Origin of the sequence: Plantactinospora sp. WMMB782, from assembly GCF_049179135.1 — a bacterium.
Classification (GTDB): domain Bacteria; phylum Actinomycetota; class Actinomycetes; order Mycobacteriales; family Micromonosporaceae; genus Plantactinospora.
This window is the reverse complement of record NZ_JBMHMC010000007.1, coordinates 2,257,482-2,275,165: the sequence shown is the minus strand read 5'-3', so window position 1 is coordinate 2,275,165 and position 17,684 is coordinate 2,257,482. Positions and strand designations below refer to the sequence as shown.

The 17,684-nt window shown below is 73.1% G+C and carries 19 protein-coding genes; 6 read left to right on the top strand and 13 right to left on the bottom strand.

Annotated features, from left to right (window positions below):
* Positions 1-30: 30 nt before the first annotated feature.
* Entirely contained in the window at positions 31-1,410 is a 1,380-nt protein-coding gene (locus ACN28A_RS12435; RefSeq protein WP_421395176.1) for an ABC transporter substrate-binding protein, read from the bottom strand.
* Between the two features lie 240 nt (positions 1,411-1,650).
* Between ACN28A_RS12435 and ACN28A_RS12430 the strand changes: the two genes are divergently transcribed.
* The 4 genes from ACN28A_RS12430 (at position 1,651) to ACN28A_RS12415 (ending at position 6,815) form a co-directional block, all read left to right on the top strand.
* Positions 1,651-3,135: a dihydrolipoyl dehydrogenase family protein gene (locus tag ACN28A_RS12430; protein WP_421395174.1), complete on the top strand. Its 1,485-nt coding sequence runs from the start codon at positions 1,651-1,653 to the stop codon at positions 3,133-3,135.
* Between the two features lie 67 nt (positions 3,136-3,202).
* Complete coding sequence (locus tag ACN28A_RS12425) at positions 3,203-4,204, top strand: LacI family DNA-binding transcriptional regulator (protein WP_421395172.1); 1,002 nt, start codon at positions 3,203-3,205, stop codon at positions 4,202-4,204.
* A 203-nt stretch (positions 4,205-4,407) separates the two neighbouring features.
* On the top strand, positions 4,408-6,042 hold the full coding sequence (locus ACN28A_RS12420) for a glycoside hydrolase family 13 protein (protein ID WP_421395170.1): 1,635 nt from the start codon (positions 4,408-4,410) through the stop codon (positions 6,040-6,042).
* 188 nt (positions 6,043-6,230) lie between these two features.
* Entirely contained in the window at positions 6,231-6,815 is a 585-nt protein-coding gene (locus ACN28A_RS12415) for a pyridoxamine 5'-phosphate oxidase family protein (RefSeq protein ID WP_421395168.1), read from the top strand.
* Positions 6,816-6,884: 69 nt separating this feature from the next.
* On the opposite strand, the gene ACN28A_RS12410 is transcribed toward ACN28A_RS12415, so the two are convergent.
* The 5 genes from ACN28A_RS12410 to ACN28A_RS12390 form a co-directional block, all read right to left on the bottom strand.
* A complete protein-coding gene (locus ACN28A_RS12410; RefSeq protein ID WP_421395166.1) occupies positions 6,885-7,652 on the bottom strand; it encodes a crotonase/enoyl-CoA hydratase family protein in 768 nt (255 codons plus the stop codon).
* Positions 7,653-7,850: 198 nt separating this feature from the next.
* Positions 7,851-8,801 (bottom strand): EamA family transporter, encoded by a 951-nt coding sequence (locus ACN28A_RS12405; RefSeq protein ID WP_421395164.1) that lies wholly within the window; start codon positions 8,799-8,801, stop codon positions 7,851-7,853.
* An 84-nt stretch (positions 8,802-8,885) separates the two neighbouring features.
* Complete coding sequence (locus ACN28A_RS12400; RefSeq protein ID WP_421395163.1) at positions 8,886-9,479, bottom strand: DUF402 domain-containing protein; 594 nt, start codon at positions 9,477-9,479, stop codon at positions 8,886-8,888.
* A gap of 79 nt (positions 9,480-9,558) precedes the next feature.
* Positions 9,559-9,918 carry a YybH family protein gene (locus ACN28A_RS12395; RefSeq protein WP_421395162.1) on the bottom strand — a complete coding sequence of 120 codons (360 nt, stop codon included), beginning with the start codon at positions 9,916-9,918 and terminating at the stop codon, positions 9,559-9,561.
* A 76-nt stretch (positions 9,919-9,994) separates the two neighbouring features.
* Complete coding sequence (locus tag ACN28A_RS12390; RefSeq protein WP_421395160.1) at positions 9,995-11,110, bottom strand: NAD-dependent epimerase/dehydratase family protein; 1,116 nt, start codon at positions 11,108-11,110, stop codon at positions 9,995-9,997.
* Between the two features lie 105 nt (positions 11,111-11,215).
* On the opposite strand from ACN28A_RS12390, the gene ACN28A_RS12385 reads away from it, so the two are divergent.
* Entirely contained in the window at positions 11,216-12,064 is an 849-nt protein-coding gene (locus ACN28A_RS12385; protein WP_421395158.1) for a Rieske 2Fe-2S domain-containing protein, read from the top strand.
* Between the two features lie 83 nt (positions 12,065-12,147).
* On the opposite strand, the gene ACN28A_RS12380 is transcribed toward ACN28A_RS12385, so the two are convergent.
* Complete coding sequence (locus ACN28A_RS12380) at positions 12,148-13,368, bottom strand: LysM peptidoglycan-binding domain-containing protein (protein WP_421395157.1); 1,221 nt, start codon at positions 13,366-13,368, stop codon at positions 12,148-12,150.
* Between the two features lie 15 nt (positions 13,369-13,383).
* Positions 13,384-13,785 carry a hypothetical protein gene (locus ACN28A_RS12375; RefSeq protein WP_421395155.1) on the bottom strand — a complete coding sequence of 134 codons (402 nt, stop codon included), beginning with the start codon at positions 13,783-13,785 and terminating at the stop codon, positions 13,384-13,386.
* Positions 13,786-13,917: 132 nt separating this feature from the next.
* On the opposite strand from ACN28A_RS12375, the gene ACN28A_RS12370 reads away from it, so the two are divergent.
* A complete protein-coding gene (locus tag ACN28A_RS12370) occupies positions 13,918-14,286 on the top strand; it encodes a RidA family protein (protein ID WP_421395153.1) in 369 nt (122 codons plus the stop codon).
* Between the two features lie 53 nt (positions 14,287-14,339).
* Here ACN28A_RS12370 and ACN28A_RS12365 read toward each other — a convergent pair whose 3' ends face one another.
* From ACN28A_RS12365 to ACN28A_RS12345, 5 genes are all read right to left on the bottom strand, one after another.
* On the bottom strand, positions 14,340-14,951 hold the full coding sequence (locus tag ACN28A_RS12365; RefSeq protein WP_421404329.1) for a TadE/TadG family type IV pilus assembly protein: 612 nt from the start codon (positions 14,949-14,951) through the stop codon (positions 14,340-14,342).
* A gap of 59 nt (positions 14,952-15,010) precedes the next feature.
* The gene (locus tag ACN28A_RS12360) at positions 15,011-15,478 is read right to left on the bottom strand and encodes a TadE family protein (protein ID WP_421395151.1); all 468 of its coding nucleotides are present in this window, start codon (positions 15,476-15,478) and stop codon (positions 15,011-15,013) included.
* A gap of 3 nt (positions 15,479-15,481) precedes the next feature.
* A complete protein-coding gene (locus ACN28A_RS12355; protein WP_421395149.1) occupies positions 15,482-15,721 on the bottom strand; it encodes a hypothetical protein in 240 nt (79 codons plus the stop codon).
* Positions 15,722-15,773: 52 nt separating this feature from the next.
* Positions 15,774-16,643 (bottom strand): type II secretion system F family protein, encoded by an 870-nt coding sequence (locus ACN28A_RS12350; protein WP_421404328.1) that lies wholly within the window; start codon positions 16,641-16,643, stop codon positions 15,774-15,776.
* A 121-nt stretch (positions 16,644-16,764) separates the two neighbouring features.
* Positions 16,765-17,661 (bottom strand): type II secretion system F family protein, encoded by an 897-nt coding sequence (locus tag ACN28A_RS12345; protein ID WP_421404326.1) that lies wholly within the window; start codon positions 17,659-17,661, stop codon positions 16,765-16,767.
* Between the last annotated feature and the right edge of the window lie 23 nt (positions 17,662-17,684).

Below are 17,684 nucleotides of genomic sequence, written 5' to 3'. Positions count from 1 at the left end.
GGCTGACCGGCCCCCCGCACGGGCCGCCGGTCAGCTCTCGGCGGCGAGCAGCTGGTTGACCTTGTCCTCTGCGGTCTTCAGCAGCGTGTCGGTGTTGGCGTTCGGGTTGGTCAGCACCCCGGACATCGCGGCGTCGAGCACGGCGTAGACCGCCTGCGCGTTGCGCGGCTCGCCCCGGATCGGGACCGGGGTCGCCTCGAAGAGCGCGAAGTTGGCGGTGTCGACGTTGGCGTTCGCCTTGCGCAGCTCGAGTTCCTGCTTCTGTGCCTCGCTGCCGTTCGCGAAGAGCAGCGGCTGCGGCAGCCCCACCGGGTAGTTCTGCGGCTTGGCCCGTACGTAGTCGAACTGGCCCTTGCCCGGGGTCAGCTTCTGGTAGGCGATCCACTTCAGGCCCGCCCTGACCTGCTCCGGGCTGAGGCCCTTCTTGAAGAAGTAGCCCTCGCCGCCGCCGAGCGTGGCCTTGGCCGGACCGTCCTGGCCGGGCATCGGGGCCATCGCCCAGTCCTGGAACCTGCCCTGGAACTGGCTGACGATCGCCTGGGTGGCGTCCGGCGCACCGACGAACATCCCGACCTTGCCGGCGGCGGCGTTGGTCAGCAGGTCGCCCCACTGGAGCAGTTGGCGGGCGCCCATGCTGTCGTCGCCGTAGCGCATGTCCTTGAGGTTCTGTAGGACCTGCCGGCCCATCGGGTCGTTGAAGTCGGCCTTCCTGCCGTCCGGGGTCAGCACCTGACCGCCCTGCGAGTAGAGCAGCGCGGTGAAGTGCCAGCCGCCGGTGTTGCCGGCGCTGTATTCGGAGTACCCGGCGATGCCGTCGCCGAGCGCGGAGATCTTCTTGGCCGCGTCGCGCACCTCGGGCCAGGTCTTCGGCGGGTTGTTCACGTCCAGCCCGGCCCGCTGGAAGAGCGTCTTGTTGTAGACCAGGCCCATCGAGTAGTTCTTCGCCGGCAGGGCGTAGAGCTTGCCGCCGTCGCTGAAGACCTCCTTGAGGGCGGGGTCGATGCTCTCCCAGGTCGGCACGGTCTCCTTGTCGGCGTACCCGGTGATGTCCATCGCCTGACCGGAGTCCAGCACCTGCGCCAGGTCGGTCATGTACCCGTAGAAGACGTCGGTCATGGTGCCGCCGGCGAGCCGGGCGGTGAAGTCCGGCGGGTTGTTGCACTGCTCGCCGACGCTGACGCTCTTGATGGTGATGTCGGGGTTCTGCCGCTGGAACTCGGCGACGTCGGCGTTCCAGTTCTGCAACAGCTCCTTCTGCGAACCGACCGGCTGGCAGTCGACAGTGATGGTGACCCTGCCGCCGGCGTTCGAGTCGCCGTCGTCGCTCTTCGTAGAGCAGGCCGGGAGGCTGAATCCCAGGCCGGCCGCGAGCGCGAGCGCCGCGGCCCTCCGGTACTGCGGTACGGACATCTGTGGCATCCCTTCGGGAACGGGAGCTGTGTGGCGTCGGGTGTGAGTGCGGTCACTGTAGCGAGGGCGACTCGGTTACGCAAGATTGCGATTGCGTGATGAAAAGACGCGACGCAAGTACGGCAGTTGTTGACAGAGATTGGCCTTCTGATCCGGAACGGGACACTTCTCCGGTTGCCGTCCGCCGCTCCGCTCACCTGGCGGCTGGCTGACCGGATACGGATCGGGAAAGCTGGCGGTATGGCTGAACAGCAACACAGGCGGGTGGAGCCGGACGGAGTAGGCGGTCCGGCCGGCACGGTGGACGTGGACGTGGTGGTGGTGGGGCTCGGGGTGGGTGGCGAGGAGACGGCCAACCGGCTCGCCGCGGCCGGCCTCTCGGTGGTCGGCATCGAACGCAACCTCGTCGGCGGCGAGTGCCCGTTCTGGGGTTGCGTGCCGAGCAAGATGATGATCCGGGCCGCCAACGCGCTGGCCGAGGCCCGCCGGATCGACGGCCTGGCCGGGCGGGCCCGGGTCGAACCGGACTGGAGCACGGTCGCCAGGCGGATCCGCGAGGAGGCCACCGCCGGCTGGACCGACGACGCCGGGGTCGCGCGGTTCACCGGCAAGGGCGGACGTTTCGTCCGGGGTACCGGCCGGCTGGTCGGCCCCGGCCTGGTCCGGGTCGGCGACCAGACGTTCCGGGCCCGGGTCGGCGTCGTGCTGGGTACCGGCACCACGCCGGTGATTCCGCCGGTGCCGGGACTGGCCGGCACGCCGTACTGGACCAACCGGGAGGCGATCGAGCTGGCCGAGTTGCCCGAGTCGCTCGTGGTGCTCGGCGGCGGGGCGATCGGCGCGGAACTGGCCCAGGTCTTCGCCCGGTTCGGGGTACGGGTCGGGATGGTCGAGGCCGGCGAGCGGATCCTCGCGCTGGAGGAGCCGGAGTCGTCCGAGCGGGTCGCCGCGGCGCTGCGCGCGGACGGGGTGACCGTGCACACCGGGGCCCGGGCCGAGCGGGTGGAGCACGACGGCAGCGGCTTCACCGTGCACCTTGCCGACTCCGCCCGGCTCCGGGGCGAGCGGCTGCTGGTGGCCACCGGCCGGCGGGCCGTACTCGACACGCTCGGCCTGGAGACGGTCGGGCTGGACCCGACCCGGCGGTTCGTGGCGACGGACGACCGGATGCGGGCCGGCGACGGCATCTGGGCGGTCGGCGACCTGACCGGGCACGGCGCCTTCACCCACGTGGCGATGTACCAGGCCGGGATCGCCGTCGACGACATCCTGCGCCGGGCCGGGAAGCTCACCGACGCGGCCGGGAAGGCCGACGACCCTGCCGGGAAGCTCGGGGACCCGGCCGGGGGTGGGCCGCGGGCGGACTACCGGGCGCTGCCCCGGGTCACCTTCACCGACCCGGAGGTGGGTGCGGTCGGGCTTACCGAGCGGCAGGCCCGGGAGCGCGGGCTGACCGTCCGGACCGGCTTCACCGCGCTCTCCGACTCCACCCGGGGCTGGATCCACCAGGTCGGTGACGAGGGCTTCGTCAAGCTGGTCGCCGACGCCGACCGGGGCGTACTCGTCGGCGCGACCTCGGCGGGTCCGGTCGGCGGCGAGGTGCTCAGCGCGCTGGCCGTGGCGGTGCACGCCGAGGTACCGGTCAGCACGCTGGCTGGAATGATCTACGCCTATCCGACGTTCCACCGCGCGATCGAGTCGGCGGTACGCGACCTGTTGCAGTAGCGCGGCTTGCGGTAGCGCGGCGGACTTTGGTTCGGTTTTTGCAGACGGCTGCCGTACCATCGCCGCCGTGACCAGAAGACTCACCGAGGTTGCCCGCAAGGCCGGGGTCAGCGAGGCCACGGTGAGCCGGGTGCTCAACGGCCGGGGCGGGGTCTCGGAGAGCACCCGGGTCGCCGTGCTCACCGCCCTGGACGTGCTCGGCTACGAGCGTCCCAGCAAGCTGCGCGGCGAGCGGGCCCGGCTGGTCGGGCTGGTCCTGCCGGAGTTGCAGAACCCGATCTTCCCGGCCCTGGCCGAGGTGGTCACCGGGTCGCTGGCCCAGCGCGGGCTCACCCCGGCGCTCTGCGCCCGGACCATCGGCGGGATCTCCGAGTCCGACTACGTGGAGATGCTCCTCGACCACCAGGTCTCCGGGGTCATCTTCGCCGGTGGCTCGTACGCGCTCGCCGACGCCCCGCACGACCACTACCGGCGGCTCACCGACCGGGGCCTGCCGGTGGTACTCGTCAACGCCGGCGTCGACGAGCTGGGCTTCCCGTGCGTCTCCACCGACGACGCGGTGGCGGTCGAGCAGGCGTACGGGCACCTGCGCTCGCTCGGCCACGAGCGGATCGGGCTGGTGCTGGGGCCGGCCGACCACGTGCCGTCCCGCCGGAAGCTGGCGGCGATGGCGAACGTCGCCGGCTGGGCCGACGACGAGGAGTGCGTCGAGCGGTCCAGTTTCTCCATGGAGGGGGCCCGGGTCGCGGCGAGCAAGCTGATCGAGCGCGGCGTCACCGGGATCATCTGCGCCAGTGACGTGATGGCGCTCGGCACCATCCGGGCCGCCCGCCGGCTCGGCCGCTCGGTTCCGGCCGACGTCTCGGTGGTCGGCTTCGACGACTCGGCGCTGATGACCTGCACCGATCCGCCGCTGACCACGGTGCGGCAGCCGATCGAGATGATGGGGCAGGCCGCGGTGGACCTGCTGGTGCACCAGATCGACGGCGTCGGCGTACTCACCGACGAGCTGCTCTTCGAGCCCGAGCTGGTGGTACGCGGCTCGACCGCTCCCGCACCCGGGCACTGACCGGCCCCGCCCCGCCCGGCCCCGCGATCAGGGGGAACCGGGCGGCTGTCGCGCGCCTCCGGCCTGGACACCTCAAGTCGTCGTCTTTCATAGTTCTGTCGTGTTATTGCGGCAGGGCGCTCTGCTTTGTATCGTCATCGACACGAAACGAGCACTTTAACGGTCCAGACGAGGCAGTTCAGAGGTCCAGGAAGCAGGTACTCGTGTCCACAATCCAGCGCCGCCGGTGGTGGCGAGACGCGGTGATCTACCAGGTCTACCCGCGCAGCTTCGCCGACGACAACGGCGACGGCGTCGGCGACATCGCCGGCATCCGCAAGCGGCTGGGCTACCTGTCCGGACTGGGCGTCGACGCCATCTGGTTCAGTCCCTGGTATCCCTCGCCGATGGCCGACGCCGGCTACGACGTCGCCGACTTCCGCTCCGTTGAGCCGGTCTTCGGGACGCTCGCCGAGGTGGAGGAGCTGATCGCCGAGGCGCACGGTCAGGGCCTGCGGATCATCGCCGACCTGGTGCCGAACCACTGCTCCGACCGGCACCCGTGGTTCCAGGCCGCGCTGGCCGGCGGCCCGGACGCGCCGGAGCGGGAACTCTTCTGGTTCCGCCCCGGTCGCGGCCCCGGCGGCGACCTGCCGCCGACCGACTGGATCGGCGAGTTCGGCGGCCAGACCTGGACCCGGACCACCAACCCGGACGGCACCCCGGGCGACTGGTACCTGCACCTCTTCGCCGCCGAACAGCCCGACTTCAACTGGGACCACCCCCGGGTACGCGCCGAGTTCGAGGACATCCTGCGGTTCTGGTTCGACCGGGGGGTGGACGGCATCCGGATCGACTCGGCGGCGCTGCTGCTCAAGGACGCCACCCTGCCCGAGGTGGTCGACGGGGCGGCACACCCGTTCCACGACCTCGACGGGGTGCACGACATCTACCGGAACTGGCGGCGGATCGCCGACAGCTATCCCGAGCCGCGCGCGCTGATCGGCGAGGTGTGGCTGCCCGACCGGCAGCGGTTCACCAACTACCTGCGCCCGGACGAGCTGCACACCGCCTTCAACTTCGACTTCCTGACCTGCGCGTGGGACGCGGCGAAGCTGCGGGCCAGCATCGACGGCACCCTCGCCGAACACGCCCCGATCGACGCCCCGGCCACCTGGGTGCTCTCCAACCACGACGTCACCCGGGTGGTCACCAGGTACGGCCGGGCCGACACCACCTTCAGCTTCGCCAGCAAGCGCGAGGGCACCTACACCGACCTGGAACTGGGCACGGTCCGGGCCCGCGCCGCCGCGCTGCTCTCGCTCTCCCTGCCCGGCGCCGCGTACGTCTACCAGGGTGAGGAGCTGGGGCTCTGGGAGGTCGAGGACATCCCGCCCGCACTGCGCCAGGACCCGATGTACCCGCGCTCCGGGTTCGTCGACCCGGGCCGGGACGGCTGCCGGGTGCCGCTGCCCTGGTCGGGCGAGAACGCACCGTTCGGGTTCAGCCCGGACGACGCCACGGCACCGCCCTGGCTGCCGCAGCCGGCCGCCTGGAAGGACCAGACCGTGCAGGCCCAGACCGACGACCCGCACTCGATGCTGGAGCTCTACCGCGAGGCGATCCGGATCAGGCGCGTCCTGCCCGCGCTCGGTGACGGCACGCTGCGCTGGCTGCCGGCGCCGGACGGCGTACTCGCCTTCGCCCGCGATCCCGGGTTCGCCTGCGTGCTCAACCTCTCCGACGCGCCGGTGCCGCTGCCCCCGCACCAGAGCCGCCTGCTGGCCAGCCGCCCCGTCGACGGCGACCTGCTACCGCCGGACACCGCCGTCTGGCTGCGTACCGCCGAAGCAGGCTGACGGCGCCGGGGGCAGAGGCTCCGGTGGGTACGCCGACCCCACCGGAGGCGTGCTGGTGCGTGCCGGCGGCGGGGACGCCGACCCCGTCGCCGGTGCGCAACCGGTCCGCCGGCCCCCGCCGGTCCGTTCGCCCTGCGCCTGATCCACTCGGCTACCGTGGAGTGGGCACCAACGGGGAGGGCGGGTCGATGGGAAAGACTTACGACCGGATCGACGGCCGGCTGCGCGGCTTCATCGAGAACCAGAAGGTCTTCTTCGTGGCGACCGCGCCGCTCGACGCCGACGGGCACGTGAACCTCTCCCCGAAGGGGCTCGCCGGGTCGCTCGCGGTGCTGGACGAGCAGACGCTGGCGTACCTCGACTTCGGGGGCAGCGGTGCCGAGACCGTCGCGCACCTGCGGGAGAACGGCCGGATAACGCTCATGTGGTGCGCCTTCGACGGCCCGCCGAACATCGTCCGGGTGCACGGCCGGGGCGAACCGGTGTTCCGAGACGACCCCCGCTGGGCGGAGCTGATCCGGCACTTCCCCGAGCAGGCCGACTCGCCGGGGCAGCGGGCGATCGTGCTGGTCACCGCGCGGCGGATCAGCGACAGCTGCGGCTACTCCGTCCCGTTCATGGACTACCGGGAGGAGCGGACGCTGCACTCCGACTACTTCGGCCGGAAGACCGACGAGGAGTTCGCCGCCTACTGCGAGCGGAAGGACCACGTCGGCAGCAGCCTCGACGGCCTGCCGGCGATCCCGCTCCCGCTGCCGCCACTGCCGGCCTGACCGTTCCGGCCGTCCCGGGCGGGTCCCGGCCGTTCCGGGCATCCCGGGCATCCCGGCCGCGCCGGGTTCTCAGGCCGGGCCGAACGTCCCGTGTCGACCCTCTCCGGCGGTGAACCGGGTCACTCCCTCGGTGGCGTCGGTGGCGAGCGAGTTCATCCCGTACGCCAGCTCGGTGCGCATCGCCTCCTCCTCCGGCCGGCCGGCGGCGGCCAGGGTGGAGAGCCGGTCGTTGCGCAGGCAGGTCTGCGGGAAACCGGCGATCTCGGCGGCCAGCGCCTCGGCGGCGGCCCGTGCCTCGCCCGGCTCGACCAGCCGGTTGACCAGCCCCATCTGGTACGCCTCGGTGGCCGGCACGGGGCGGCCGGTGAGGATCAGGTCCATCGCCCGGCTCTGCCCGACCAGCCGGGCCAGCCGCACCGTCCCGCCGTCGATCAGCGGTACGCCCCAGCGGCGGCTGAACACTCCGAACACCGCGTCGGACTCGGCGACCCGCAGGTCGCACCAGAGCGCCAGTTCGAGCCCGCCCGCGACGGCGTACCCGGAGACGGCGGCGATCACCGGCTTGCCGAGTCGCATCCGGGTCGGGCCCATCGGGCCGTCCCCCTCCGGCTCGACCCGGTTGCCGCTGGAGGTGGTGATCGCCTTCAGGTCGGCGCCGGAGCAGAAGGTGCCGCCCTCGCCCCAGAGCACCGCCACCGAGGCGTCCCGCTCGGTGTCGAAGCTCCGGAAGGCGGCGGCCAGCTCCCGGGCGGTCGGGCCGTCCACCGCGTTCCTGGTCTCCGGCCGGGACAGCACGACCGTCCGCACCGGACCGTTCTGCTCAACTCGAACCCCCACCGGACAAGGATGCCCGCCCCGCACCCGGACCGCACCCCTCGATATCACCGGCGGTTCCGGTAGATACCGCCACGGTTTCCGCCGGACCGCCCGGACCGCCCGGACCGTTGGGACCGTCCGGACCGGCCGACGATCGGCGCCTTCAGCCGGACCGGCCGGGTCGTTCGGGCTGGCCGGACCGGGCGACGATCGGCGCCTTCAGCCGGACCGTCCGGACCGGCCGGACCGGGCGGTGATCGCGCCCAGCGAGGCGGCGACGACACAGCCGACGCCGAGCAGCTGTGGCCAGCCCAGCGTCTCGTGCAGCAGGGTCAGCCCGACCAGCGCCGCCACCGCCGGCTCCAGGCTGAGCAGTACGGCGAAGACCCGGGCCGGCATCCGGCGCAGTGCCGCCATCTCGGCCGAGTACGGCAGTACCGAGGAGAGCAGCGCGACCCCGAGCCCGAGCGTCAACGTCCACGGGTCGAACAGCGCCGCACCGCTGCCGGCGACCCCGAACGGCAGTACGCAGACCGCCCCGGCCACCATCCCGAGGGCCAGCCCACGGCTGCCGCCCAGCCGGGTGCTGACCGCCTTGCCGAACACGACGTACCCGGCCCAGCCCAGCGCGACCAGCCCGCACCAGGCGAGCGCCGTACCGTCCAGCGGGCCGGTGCCGCCGTCCGGGCCGAGCAGGCCGGCGAGCAGCGCCACCCCGAACCCGGCCAGCAGTACCCAGCCGACGTCCCGGGCCCGGCGACTCGCCGCGACCGAGACCAGCAGCGGTCCGGTGAACGCGATGGTGACCGCCACGCCGAGCGGTACCCGTTGCAGTGCGGTGTAGAAGGCCAGGTTCATCCCCGCCATCGCCACCCCGAACGCGACGACGAGCCCGGCGGAGCGCGGTCCGAGCCGCAGGGTCGGCCGGACCACCGCGAGCAGCACCAGGGCGCCGAAGCCGAGTCGCAGCGCGGTGGTACCGCCGGGACTCACCGTCCGGAACAGTCCGGTGGCGATCGCCGCGCCGACCTGCGTGGAGACCATGCCGAGCAGCATCAGCAACGGCGGCGGCACCGCGTCCGGCCCGACCAGCGCGGCGAGCCGGCGCGCGCCGCCAGCCGCCGGCCGCGCGCCCGACGGCCCGACGGCACAGGTGTACGTCCCGGACATGCCGATCATCCTGCGACCCGGGTCAGCCGCGACGCGAGCGGATTAACTGGGCCAAGGGATCGGGCCTGCCCCGGGGCGGGCGGGTCAGCGGTCGGTGAGTGTGCCGAAGCCGTCGGCGGCCAGTTCGGCGAGCTCGTCGAGGGCCTGCCGGGCCCGGGCCGCCGTGGCCGGCTCCCGCTCGGGCAGGCCGCTGGCGAGGAACTCGTCCTCGTCGAGCCGGTACACCTCGCTCAGGTCGGCCGACGCCCACAGGTCGAGGTCCAGGTCGGGGACCACCAGCACGTCGTCGCGTACGGTCGGCGGCCGGGTCACGTCGCAGTACCAGCCCTTGCGGGTGCCGGCGGCGTCGTAGACCTCCTTGACCGAGTACCAGCGGTCCCGCCAGTAGTGCTCGGTCCAGGTGTCGCCCGGCTCGAACCGGACGAAGCCCATGTCCCGCACCACGTCGTCCGCCCAGGGCGCCTGGACGACCAGGTGGTTGCCGTCGTCGGAGACCACCGAGGCGGGATAGCGCAGGTCCGGGCGGGGTGCCTTGACCAGGTGGACCGTCACCGGTCGCCCGACCGCCAGCACCTGCCCGCCGGCACCGGCGCCGCTGCCACCAGGGTCGCTGTCGTTGCCGCCGCCGCTCGGGTCGCTGTCGTTGCCGTCGTGGTTGCCGCCGTCTCGGACCGTCATCCCGTACTCCCCGCTGCTGCCGTCGCGACCGACGGTACCCGGGCGGCACCGTGGCGGGCGACGGCGATTCCAGGTGTGGTCAGGACGGTGGCGCGAAGGGCCACTCCTCGAACGCCGCACACCGGCCGTCGCCGGCGAACCTCATGATCCAGAGGTCCCGGAACTCCTTCCCGGTGCCGTACCGGACCTCCAGCCGGGCCACCGCCACGTCGCCGTCGACCGCGACGATCTCGCTGGTCATGCCGAACTCCTCGTCGGGGCCGTCCCGCTCGGCCTCCCACATCTCGCCGATGTCCGGCAGGCCCACCACCGGCTCCCGGTACGGCCCCGGCAGGTAGCTCGCGTCGGGGGTGAAGAGCGCGGCGAGGGGTTCGGTTCCGGGGGTACGCCAGGCCCGCTCGTACCCGGCGATCCAGCCCTGCACCTGACTCCGGTCCATAGCGTTCCACTGTGCCATCCGGACGCCGGCGGGCGGGCCGCTTTCCGAGTCCGTACCCCCGAAATCGGCCTGGCGGTCAGCCGTGGCGGTCAGCCGGCCTGGCGGCCGTGACCCGCTCGGCCGGGCGCGGTGGCGGGCCAGCCGTTCCCGGGCTGGCCGTTCCCGGGCTGGCCGTTCCCGGGCTGGCCGTTCCCGGGCTGGCCGTTCCCGGGCCGGTGGCGGTTCCGGCGAGCATCTGCCGCAGCGCCTCCCGGGCGTCCCGTCGAGGTCGCCAGCCCAGTTCCCGTTCGGCCCGCGAGCAGTCCAGCAGTGGTACCGCCGCCCCCGGCTCCGCCCAGCCCTCGTCCGGCGCCGCCGGCCGGGCCCGCCCGGCGGCCCTGGTCAGCAGCCGGAGCAGGCCCAACGGCACCGGTACCGCCCAGCCACCCAGCTCCGTCGCGAGCAGCGCACCGTCGACCGCCGGCTCGGCGGCGATGTTGAAGGCTCCGGTCCGGTCACTGCGCACCGCCCGCAGGTACGCCTCGGCGGCGTCGTCGGCGTGCACCACCTGCACCCGCAGCCGACGGTGCCGGGGCACCACCGGCAGCCGGCCGGGGCGGAGCACCGGGACCGGGGTGAACCGGCCGAGGAGGTGCCGGATGCCCGCTGCCCCGGCGTCGCCCCGCAGGACCGGGGCGGTACGCAGCCGGGTCACCCGCAACACCGGATAGTCCCGCTCGGCGTCGGTGAGCATCGCCTCCACGGCCGCCTTGTCGACGCCGTGACCGGAGCGCCCGACACCGGTCACCGGCCAGTCCTCGTCGACCCGCCGGTCGGCCGGGCCGGGCGCGTACGCCGCGATCGAGGAGGCGTGCACCAGCTTCGGCACCCCGGCGGCCAGCATCGCGTTGAGCACGTGCCGGCTGCCGCCCAGGTTGAGCTGGCGCAGCCGGGCCGGCTGCTGGCCGGGCTGGACCTGCCAGGCCAGGTGCACCACCGCGTCCACCCCGGCCAGTCGCTCGGCGAGCGGATGCAGGCAGGCCGGGTCACCGAGGTCGGCGGCGTGCCACCGCACGACGCCGTACGGCTGCCCGGCGTCCGGTTCGGGGCAGCGCCGGGCGATGCCGACCACCTCGACGTCCGGTTCCCGGGCGAGCCGGCGCAGCAACGCCGTACCGACGTTGCCGGTGGCTCCGGTGATGGCGACCCGCATGCCGGCCGGTCTACCCGCAGGCGGTCCCGGTAACCCGTTCGAGGGTATCGGCCAATTCGACGGCACGCGAAGTTTGTCCGCCCACGGGGCGGGTAGTCCCAGTCGGTGCGAGCGCTTCTGAAACTTGAGCAGGCGACCGGGCTGGACCGGACTGCGGAACGCGTCCAGCGGGTGGTCGCTGCGGCGATCCGCCCGCAGTGGCTACGCGACGTCCTGCACGGTGTGCCGATCGGGCATCCGCTGCATCCGGCCCTGGTGCAGGTGCCGATCGGCGCCTGGGTCAGTACTGCCGTCCTCGACCTGATGCCGCAGCAGCGACGTGCCGCCACCACCCTGGTGGCGCTCGGCACGGCCACGGCGGTGCCGAGCGCGGTGTCCGGCTGGAACGACTGGAGTGCGCTTTCCAGGGAACAGCAGCGGGTGGGCCTGGTGCACGCGCTCGCCAACGGCGTCGCAATCGCGATGTACGCCGGCTCGCTCGCCGCCCGGCTCTCCGGGCGGCACGGTCTCGGCCGTACCCTCGGCTATCTGGGTCTGGCGGCGGCCGGCGGCGGCGGCTTCCTCGGCGGCCACCTCGCCTACAAGCAGGCGGCCAACGTCAACCAGGGTGTGCCGGACCTGCGCCGGATCGAGGACGGCTGGCACGCGGTCGCGGACATGTCCGCGCTGCCGGAGCACGAGTTGCTGACCCGGCGGATCGACGACATCGCGGTGGTGGTCTACCGGGACGGCGACGACGTCACGGTGATGCTGGAACGCTGCGCCCACCAGAGCGGCCCGCTCGGCGCCGGCCAGGTCGTCCGGGAGAACGGTCGTACCTGCGTGAAGTGTCCCTGGCACGGCAGCATGTTCGAGCTGGACGGCGGCGAGGTGGTGCACGGCCCGGCCAGCAGCGACCAGCAGGTCCTGCCCACCCGGGTGGTCGGCGGCGTGCTACAGACCCGGCTGCCCTGAACCGCACCCGGACCGGTTCACCCACACACCCGGACCGGCTCACCCGCGCACCCGGACCGGTTCGTCCACCCGGCGGGATCAGCTCAGCCGCGCAGCCGGTGGCGGCCGAAGACGGACCGGCGGCCCGCGCGGTTCCGTAGTCCGAGTACCGCACCCACCTGCGCGCCGACGATGCCGGCCACCGCGATCACCGCGGAGACGGCGAGCGGCCGGTTCACCTCCTCGGTCGCACCGGCCCGGGAGGCGGTGACCGTGTATCCGCCGCCGTCCCGCTCGGCCGTCGACGGCTGGGCGGGCTGCGGGTCGGCCGGTGACTGTGGTGCGTCCGGCTGTCCGCCCTCTGGTGCGTCCGGCTGTCCGGCCTTCGGGGCGGTTGGCTGGTCGGGTACGGCCTGCGGCCAGCCCCCGGGCGGCGGCGGGGTCGCGACCAGTCCGGTGGCGTGCTCGCGTACGCCCCGGTCCTCGGCGTTCGGCGGCAGGTGCAGCAGTTGACCCGGCCGGATCCGGTCCGGGTCTCCGATCTCGTTGAGCCTGGCCAGTTCCGGATAGCGGTCGAAGTCGCCGAGATAGCGCCCGGCGATGTGCCCGAGGTAGTCGCCCTTCTCCACCCGGTAGACCGGTTCCGGCTGCTCCGCCGGCTCGCCGGCCAGCCACTGCGGCGCAGGTCCGGAGGCCGGTTCCGCCGCCAGCCAGTGCGGTGCCGGCCCCGACGGCGGCCCGTCCCCGCTGACCGGCAACCCACCCCGCACCGCCGCCGGCACTCCGCCGACCGGCACTCCGCCGACCGCCTGTCGCGTGTCGATTGCCTGGCCCGTGCCACCCGCCTGTCCCGCGCCGGCTGGCTGCCCCGCGCCTTCGGCGTACGTTACTGCCGTCCCCGGTGCGGCCGCCGCCGGCGTCGACGCCACCACGGCGGCGGCGGTGGCGGCCGGGCTGACCGCCAGGGCCAGTGCCACCGAGCCGATCAGGGTGGCGGCCAGCCGCTGCTGGCGGCCGAGTCCGGGCAGCCGCACCGCCGGCCGGCGCAGGAGCCGGGCCGGGATCTCGACGAGCACCGAGAGGGCGAAGGTGGCCCAGCCGGCCCAGCCGGCGACCGCCAGCGCCCGCAGGAAGAGCTGGCCGTCGTCCCGGCTGGTCAGCGCGGTTCCGATCTCGTCCAGCCCGGGTACGTGGTCCGGCAGCGGATTGCCGGCCAGGGCGAGCAGCGCCAGGGGCGCCCCGACCAGCAGTCCGAGCAGGACGACAAGCGCCCCGAGGCCGGTGCAGAACTGGCCGGCCCGGCGGGCCGCCCGGGATGCAGGCATGACTATGCCCCCTATTCAGCGGTTCGTCGTGGTGAGGAGTGTCGCGGTGGCCGTACCGGGCACCGTGATGTTGTCGGCGAAACCGAACAGGTCGAGGAAGACCGTGTCGTAGTCGAGTTCGACGTCGACCGTCAGCGTGGCGTTGTCCCCCGCGACCGCGAACGCGACGTCCCAGCGCTGCACGTCGTCCACGCTCGCGAGGTAGTTTCCGACCGCCGTCCGGGCGGCGGCCTGGTCCAGCAGGGTGGTGCCGTCGAGGAGCAGTTGCCCGAGGTCGATCGCCTGGCCGCCGGCCCGGGCCGCCTCGGCCGCCAGGTTGTCGGCCCGCTGCATCGTGCGGAGCTGCCCGGCACCGTCGTAGGCCAGCCCGATGATCGCGAGTACGCCGATCAGCGCCACCGCGAGGAACAGGCTCACCCGCCCCGAGTCCGCCCCGACCGGGTGCTCTTCACCGATCCGACCCGTTGTATCAGGACCGGCGAAGCGGCCCCCGCCACGACGGACAGAATCGTTGGACCCAACGACAGGACTGCCAATACCATGCCCGCCGTGCAGATCACCAGCCTCGATCCACAGTCCCGGTCCTACGCCCAGGGCGTTCTGGTCACACGCGCCGATCGAACGCTGTTCATCAGTGGACAGGTCCCCGAAGCACCCGACGGGACCGTACCGAACGACTTCGACAGCCAGTGCCGCCTGGCGTGGCGGAACGTGCTGTCCGTCTTGAAGGACGCGGGCATGACCGAGCACAACCTCGTCAAGGTCACCGTCTTCCTGTCCGACCGGCAGTACCGGGAAGCCAACGCCCGGATTCGCCACGAGGTCCTCGGCGACCACAGTCCCGCGCTCACCATCATCATCACCGGCATCTACGACGCGGCGTGGCTGCTGGAGATCGAAGCCATCGCCGCCGCCTGAAACCAGCCACCACCAGCGTCCAGTTCGCGAACCGGCCACGCCTCCAGCGCTCATCATGCGTCGCCCACACTCGGGTTCGTCCCAGATGGCGCCTCAGTGAACCCGAAACCGAGAGCTCTGCCCCGGTAACGGTCCAGTGCGGACGCGAACGTCGCCTCGACGGTGCTGTACGTCCGGGCGCCCGGCAGCAGCGGCATCCGCAGGTCCCGTACCGAGACGTCGCAGGTGACGGTGACGACGACCGAGGCGTCGGTGCCGAGGCCGATGACGTACACCTCGTCGAAGCCGGCCCGCTGGCCGTTGACCGTACCGGCGAAGTCCAACTCCGGCTCGTCGGAGCAGGCGAGCCCTTCGGCGTCGAGTCGACTCTGCACCGCCGCCCGTGCCGCGTCCCGCCCGTCCGCCGACGTACGCGAGATCGAGGCGGCTCGGGCCGCGTCGTGTGCGGCGGCCTCGATCGCCTCGTGCGCGACGGCGGTCCGGCCGGCGACCCCGGCCAGCGCGACCAGGGCGAGGAAGGCCGGAGTGAGGATGGCGGTCTCCACCGACACCGAACCCCGCTCCCGCTCCCGGTGCCACACCGGCCGCCTTGCCAGCCCGGCCGCCCTTGCCAGCCCGGCCGCCCTTGCCAGCCCGGCCCGCCTTGCCAGCCCGGCCAGCCCCATTACCCCGGCCCGGAGCCCTGCCAGCCTCGCCCGCTCGCCGGGTGCCGCCGCCGGGCCGGTCACGACGCCGGTTCCTCGTCGGTGAACCGCTCCAGGGTGCCGAACGCGGTCTCGCTGATCGGCGGCAGCGAGATCAACGGCACCACCCGGAGCGGTTGACCGGTTACGGTGGCGCTGACCTGCGTGTCGTCCGGTTCCGGAACGCTCACCGTGACCTCCCAGTCGACAAGCCAGTCACCGGCCCGGTCCAGGAAGTCCTCGGCGCGCTGCTGCCCCACCCCCGGCTCGGCCTGGTACGCCCGCTGCGCGCTCACCGCCGACTGCGCGGCGTTCAGCGCGGTGGCCCGGGCGATGAACCAGGCGGCGGCCTGGATCGAGGCGAGCAGCAGGATCAGGATCGCCGGCATCAGCACGGCCAGCTCGACGGGGTTGGCCCCCCGGTCCCGCTCCGCCCCGAACGTCCGGCGCCACCGGCTCCCGGCCACCGCCGGAAGCCGGTACCGGAAGCTGCGGCGCGGTCGCGGCACGGGTCAGTCCTGGCCCGTGCCGGGGTCGGCACCGCCGTCCGCGCCGCCCGGCTCGGGGATGGCGTCCATCCAGTCCCCGACGCTCTGCGACACGGCGACGGTGACCGCCAGCGCGGCGGCCACCAGGCCAAAGATGATCACCGCGGTCGGGACCGGGCTGTCGCCGCGGTCTCCCTCACCGGTACGGCGCAGCTCCGCGATCCGTACCGCGAGCGCAATGTGCAGGTAGTTGACGATCGACATTGCGGTCTCCCTTCAGTGCGACGGTGGGTCGGGGTCGGGGTCGGGTTCGGGATCAGATCCGGGCCACGAACGGATAGAGGACGAAACCGACGAGTACGAAGACCAGCAGCGCACCGGGCACGTCCAACCGGCTCGTCACCGCCTCGGCCCGGGCCAGGTTGTCGGTCCGGATCTGGTCGCGCAGCGAGTCGGCCCGGCCCCGCAGCGAGTCGTGCACCTGTGCGCCCTCGGTGCCGGAGGACTGCATGATCGCCCCGACGTCACCGAGTTCCGGAATGCCGATCTTCTCGGCCAGGTCGCGCAGCTCGTCCCAGGGCGAGTGCATCTGCAACTGGGCCAGCCGCAGCGCCTCCCTGATCCGCTCGAAGACCCAGCCGTCGCAGACCTCGGCCGCCCGTTCCAGCGCCTGCACCGGCCCGTGCGCGGCCGACAGTTGCAGGGCGACCAGGTCCAGGTAGGCGCAGACCGCCTGCCGGAACTCCCGGCGGGCCCGGTCCGCCTTGACCAGGACACTCCGGTGCGCCATGAAGACGCAGAGCAGTGCGAAGCCGAGTGCCCCGACGGTCGGCACCACGAACGGCAGCCGGATCCCGGCGAGCATCAGGATCGCGGTCGACACCGCCGGAGTCGCCAACCCGATCAGCCCGGAGAGCAGCAACGACAACGTGTACTGCTCGGGCGTCTGCTCGATCAGCGCGAGCTGCCGGTGCGGCGGACGCAGCCAGCGGGTCGCCCCGGCCAGCCAGTCCAGGTCGTGCCGGCCCGCCCGTGCGGGACGGCGCGCCCCGACCGGCTGGTGCAGCCGGCGCAGGGCCGGCCCGAGCGCCGGAGTGGCCGGCAGCGCCTCCCGCACCAGCAGGAAGAGCCCCAACCCGACGGCCGCCCCACCCACGACCCCGAACGTCAGCGTCCAGTTCAAAATCATGCTGAGTCCCCGTCCGTTCGCGACTGCGGGGCTCGCAGACCCGGCTCACTCCTCGCGCTCATGGGTCTTGTCTTCGTTCGCGACTGCGGGGCTCGCAGACCCGGCTCACTCCTCGCGCTCACCGCAACGCCTCCTCGCGGTCCGGCGGGGCGAGGAACCTGGCCGGCCTGGGCGGCAGGCTCATCGCCCGTACCCAGGCGAGCAGGGCGACGAAGGCGGCACCGAGCAGCACCATCACCAACTGGCCGTCCGGCGTGCCGTACGGCTCCATGTAGTCCGGGTTCACCAGCCCGTACGCCAGCACCAGCAGGGTCATCCCGGTCAGGAAGCGCACCGCGAACCGGGGCTGCGCCCGCTTCGCCTCCACCTCGCGCCGGGTCACCACCTCGGCCGCCGCCGCCGAGGCGATCGCCCCGAGTACGTCGCCGAGCCGCTCACCCCGGTCGGTCAGGTGCAGGATCAGCGCCGCGACCACCTGGTCGCAGACCGGGTCACCGATCTCCTCGGCGAACGCCAGCAGTGCGGCCCGCCCCTGCCAGCCGGCCGCCAGCCTGGCGGCGAGCAGGCGTACCTCCTCGTCGATCTGGTCCGGTGCGGTCGAGACCGTACCGATGATGGCCTGCTGGAGTCCCTGGCCCGTGCCGGAGACGTCCTTCAGCCGGCGGGTCCACTCGCCGATCGCCTCGATCCGGTTGATGGCCCGCCGTTCGGCCCGGCCGGTGCCGAGCAGCCACGGCACGCCGGGCACCGCGACGGCGGCCAGCAGGCCGACCACCGGCAGCCCGGTGAGCAGGAACCCCACCGCACCGGCCAGGGTCGCCCCGACCAGCAGGGTCTGGTGCGCCCGCTGCTCCCGGGCACTCGTACCGTCGCCGAGCCAGAGCCGGCGCAGCAGGGAGTTCCGGGCGGGCCCGGCCGGCCGCTTCGTCCCGACCAGCGCCACGACCACCAGCACCAGCCCGCCGGCACAGGCGATCCCGGAGAGTACGGCGATCAGCTCGATGTTCGACGGCAGCGTCACCACGCCACCCCCGCACC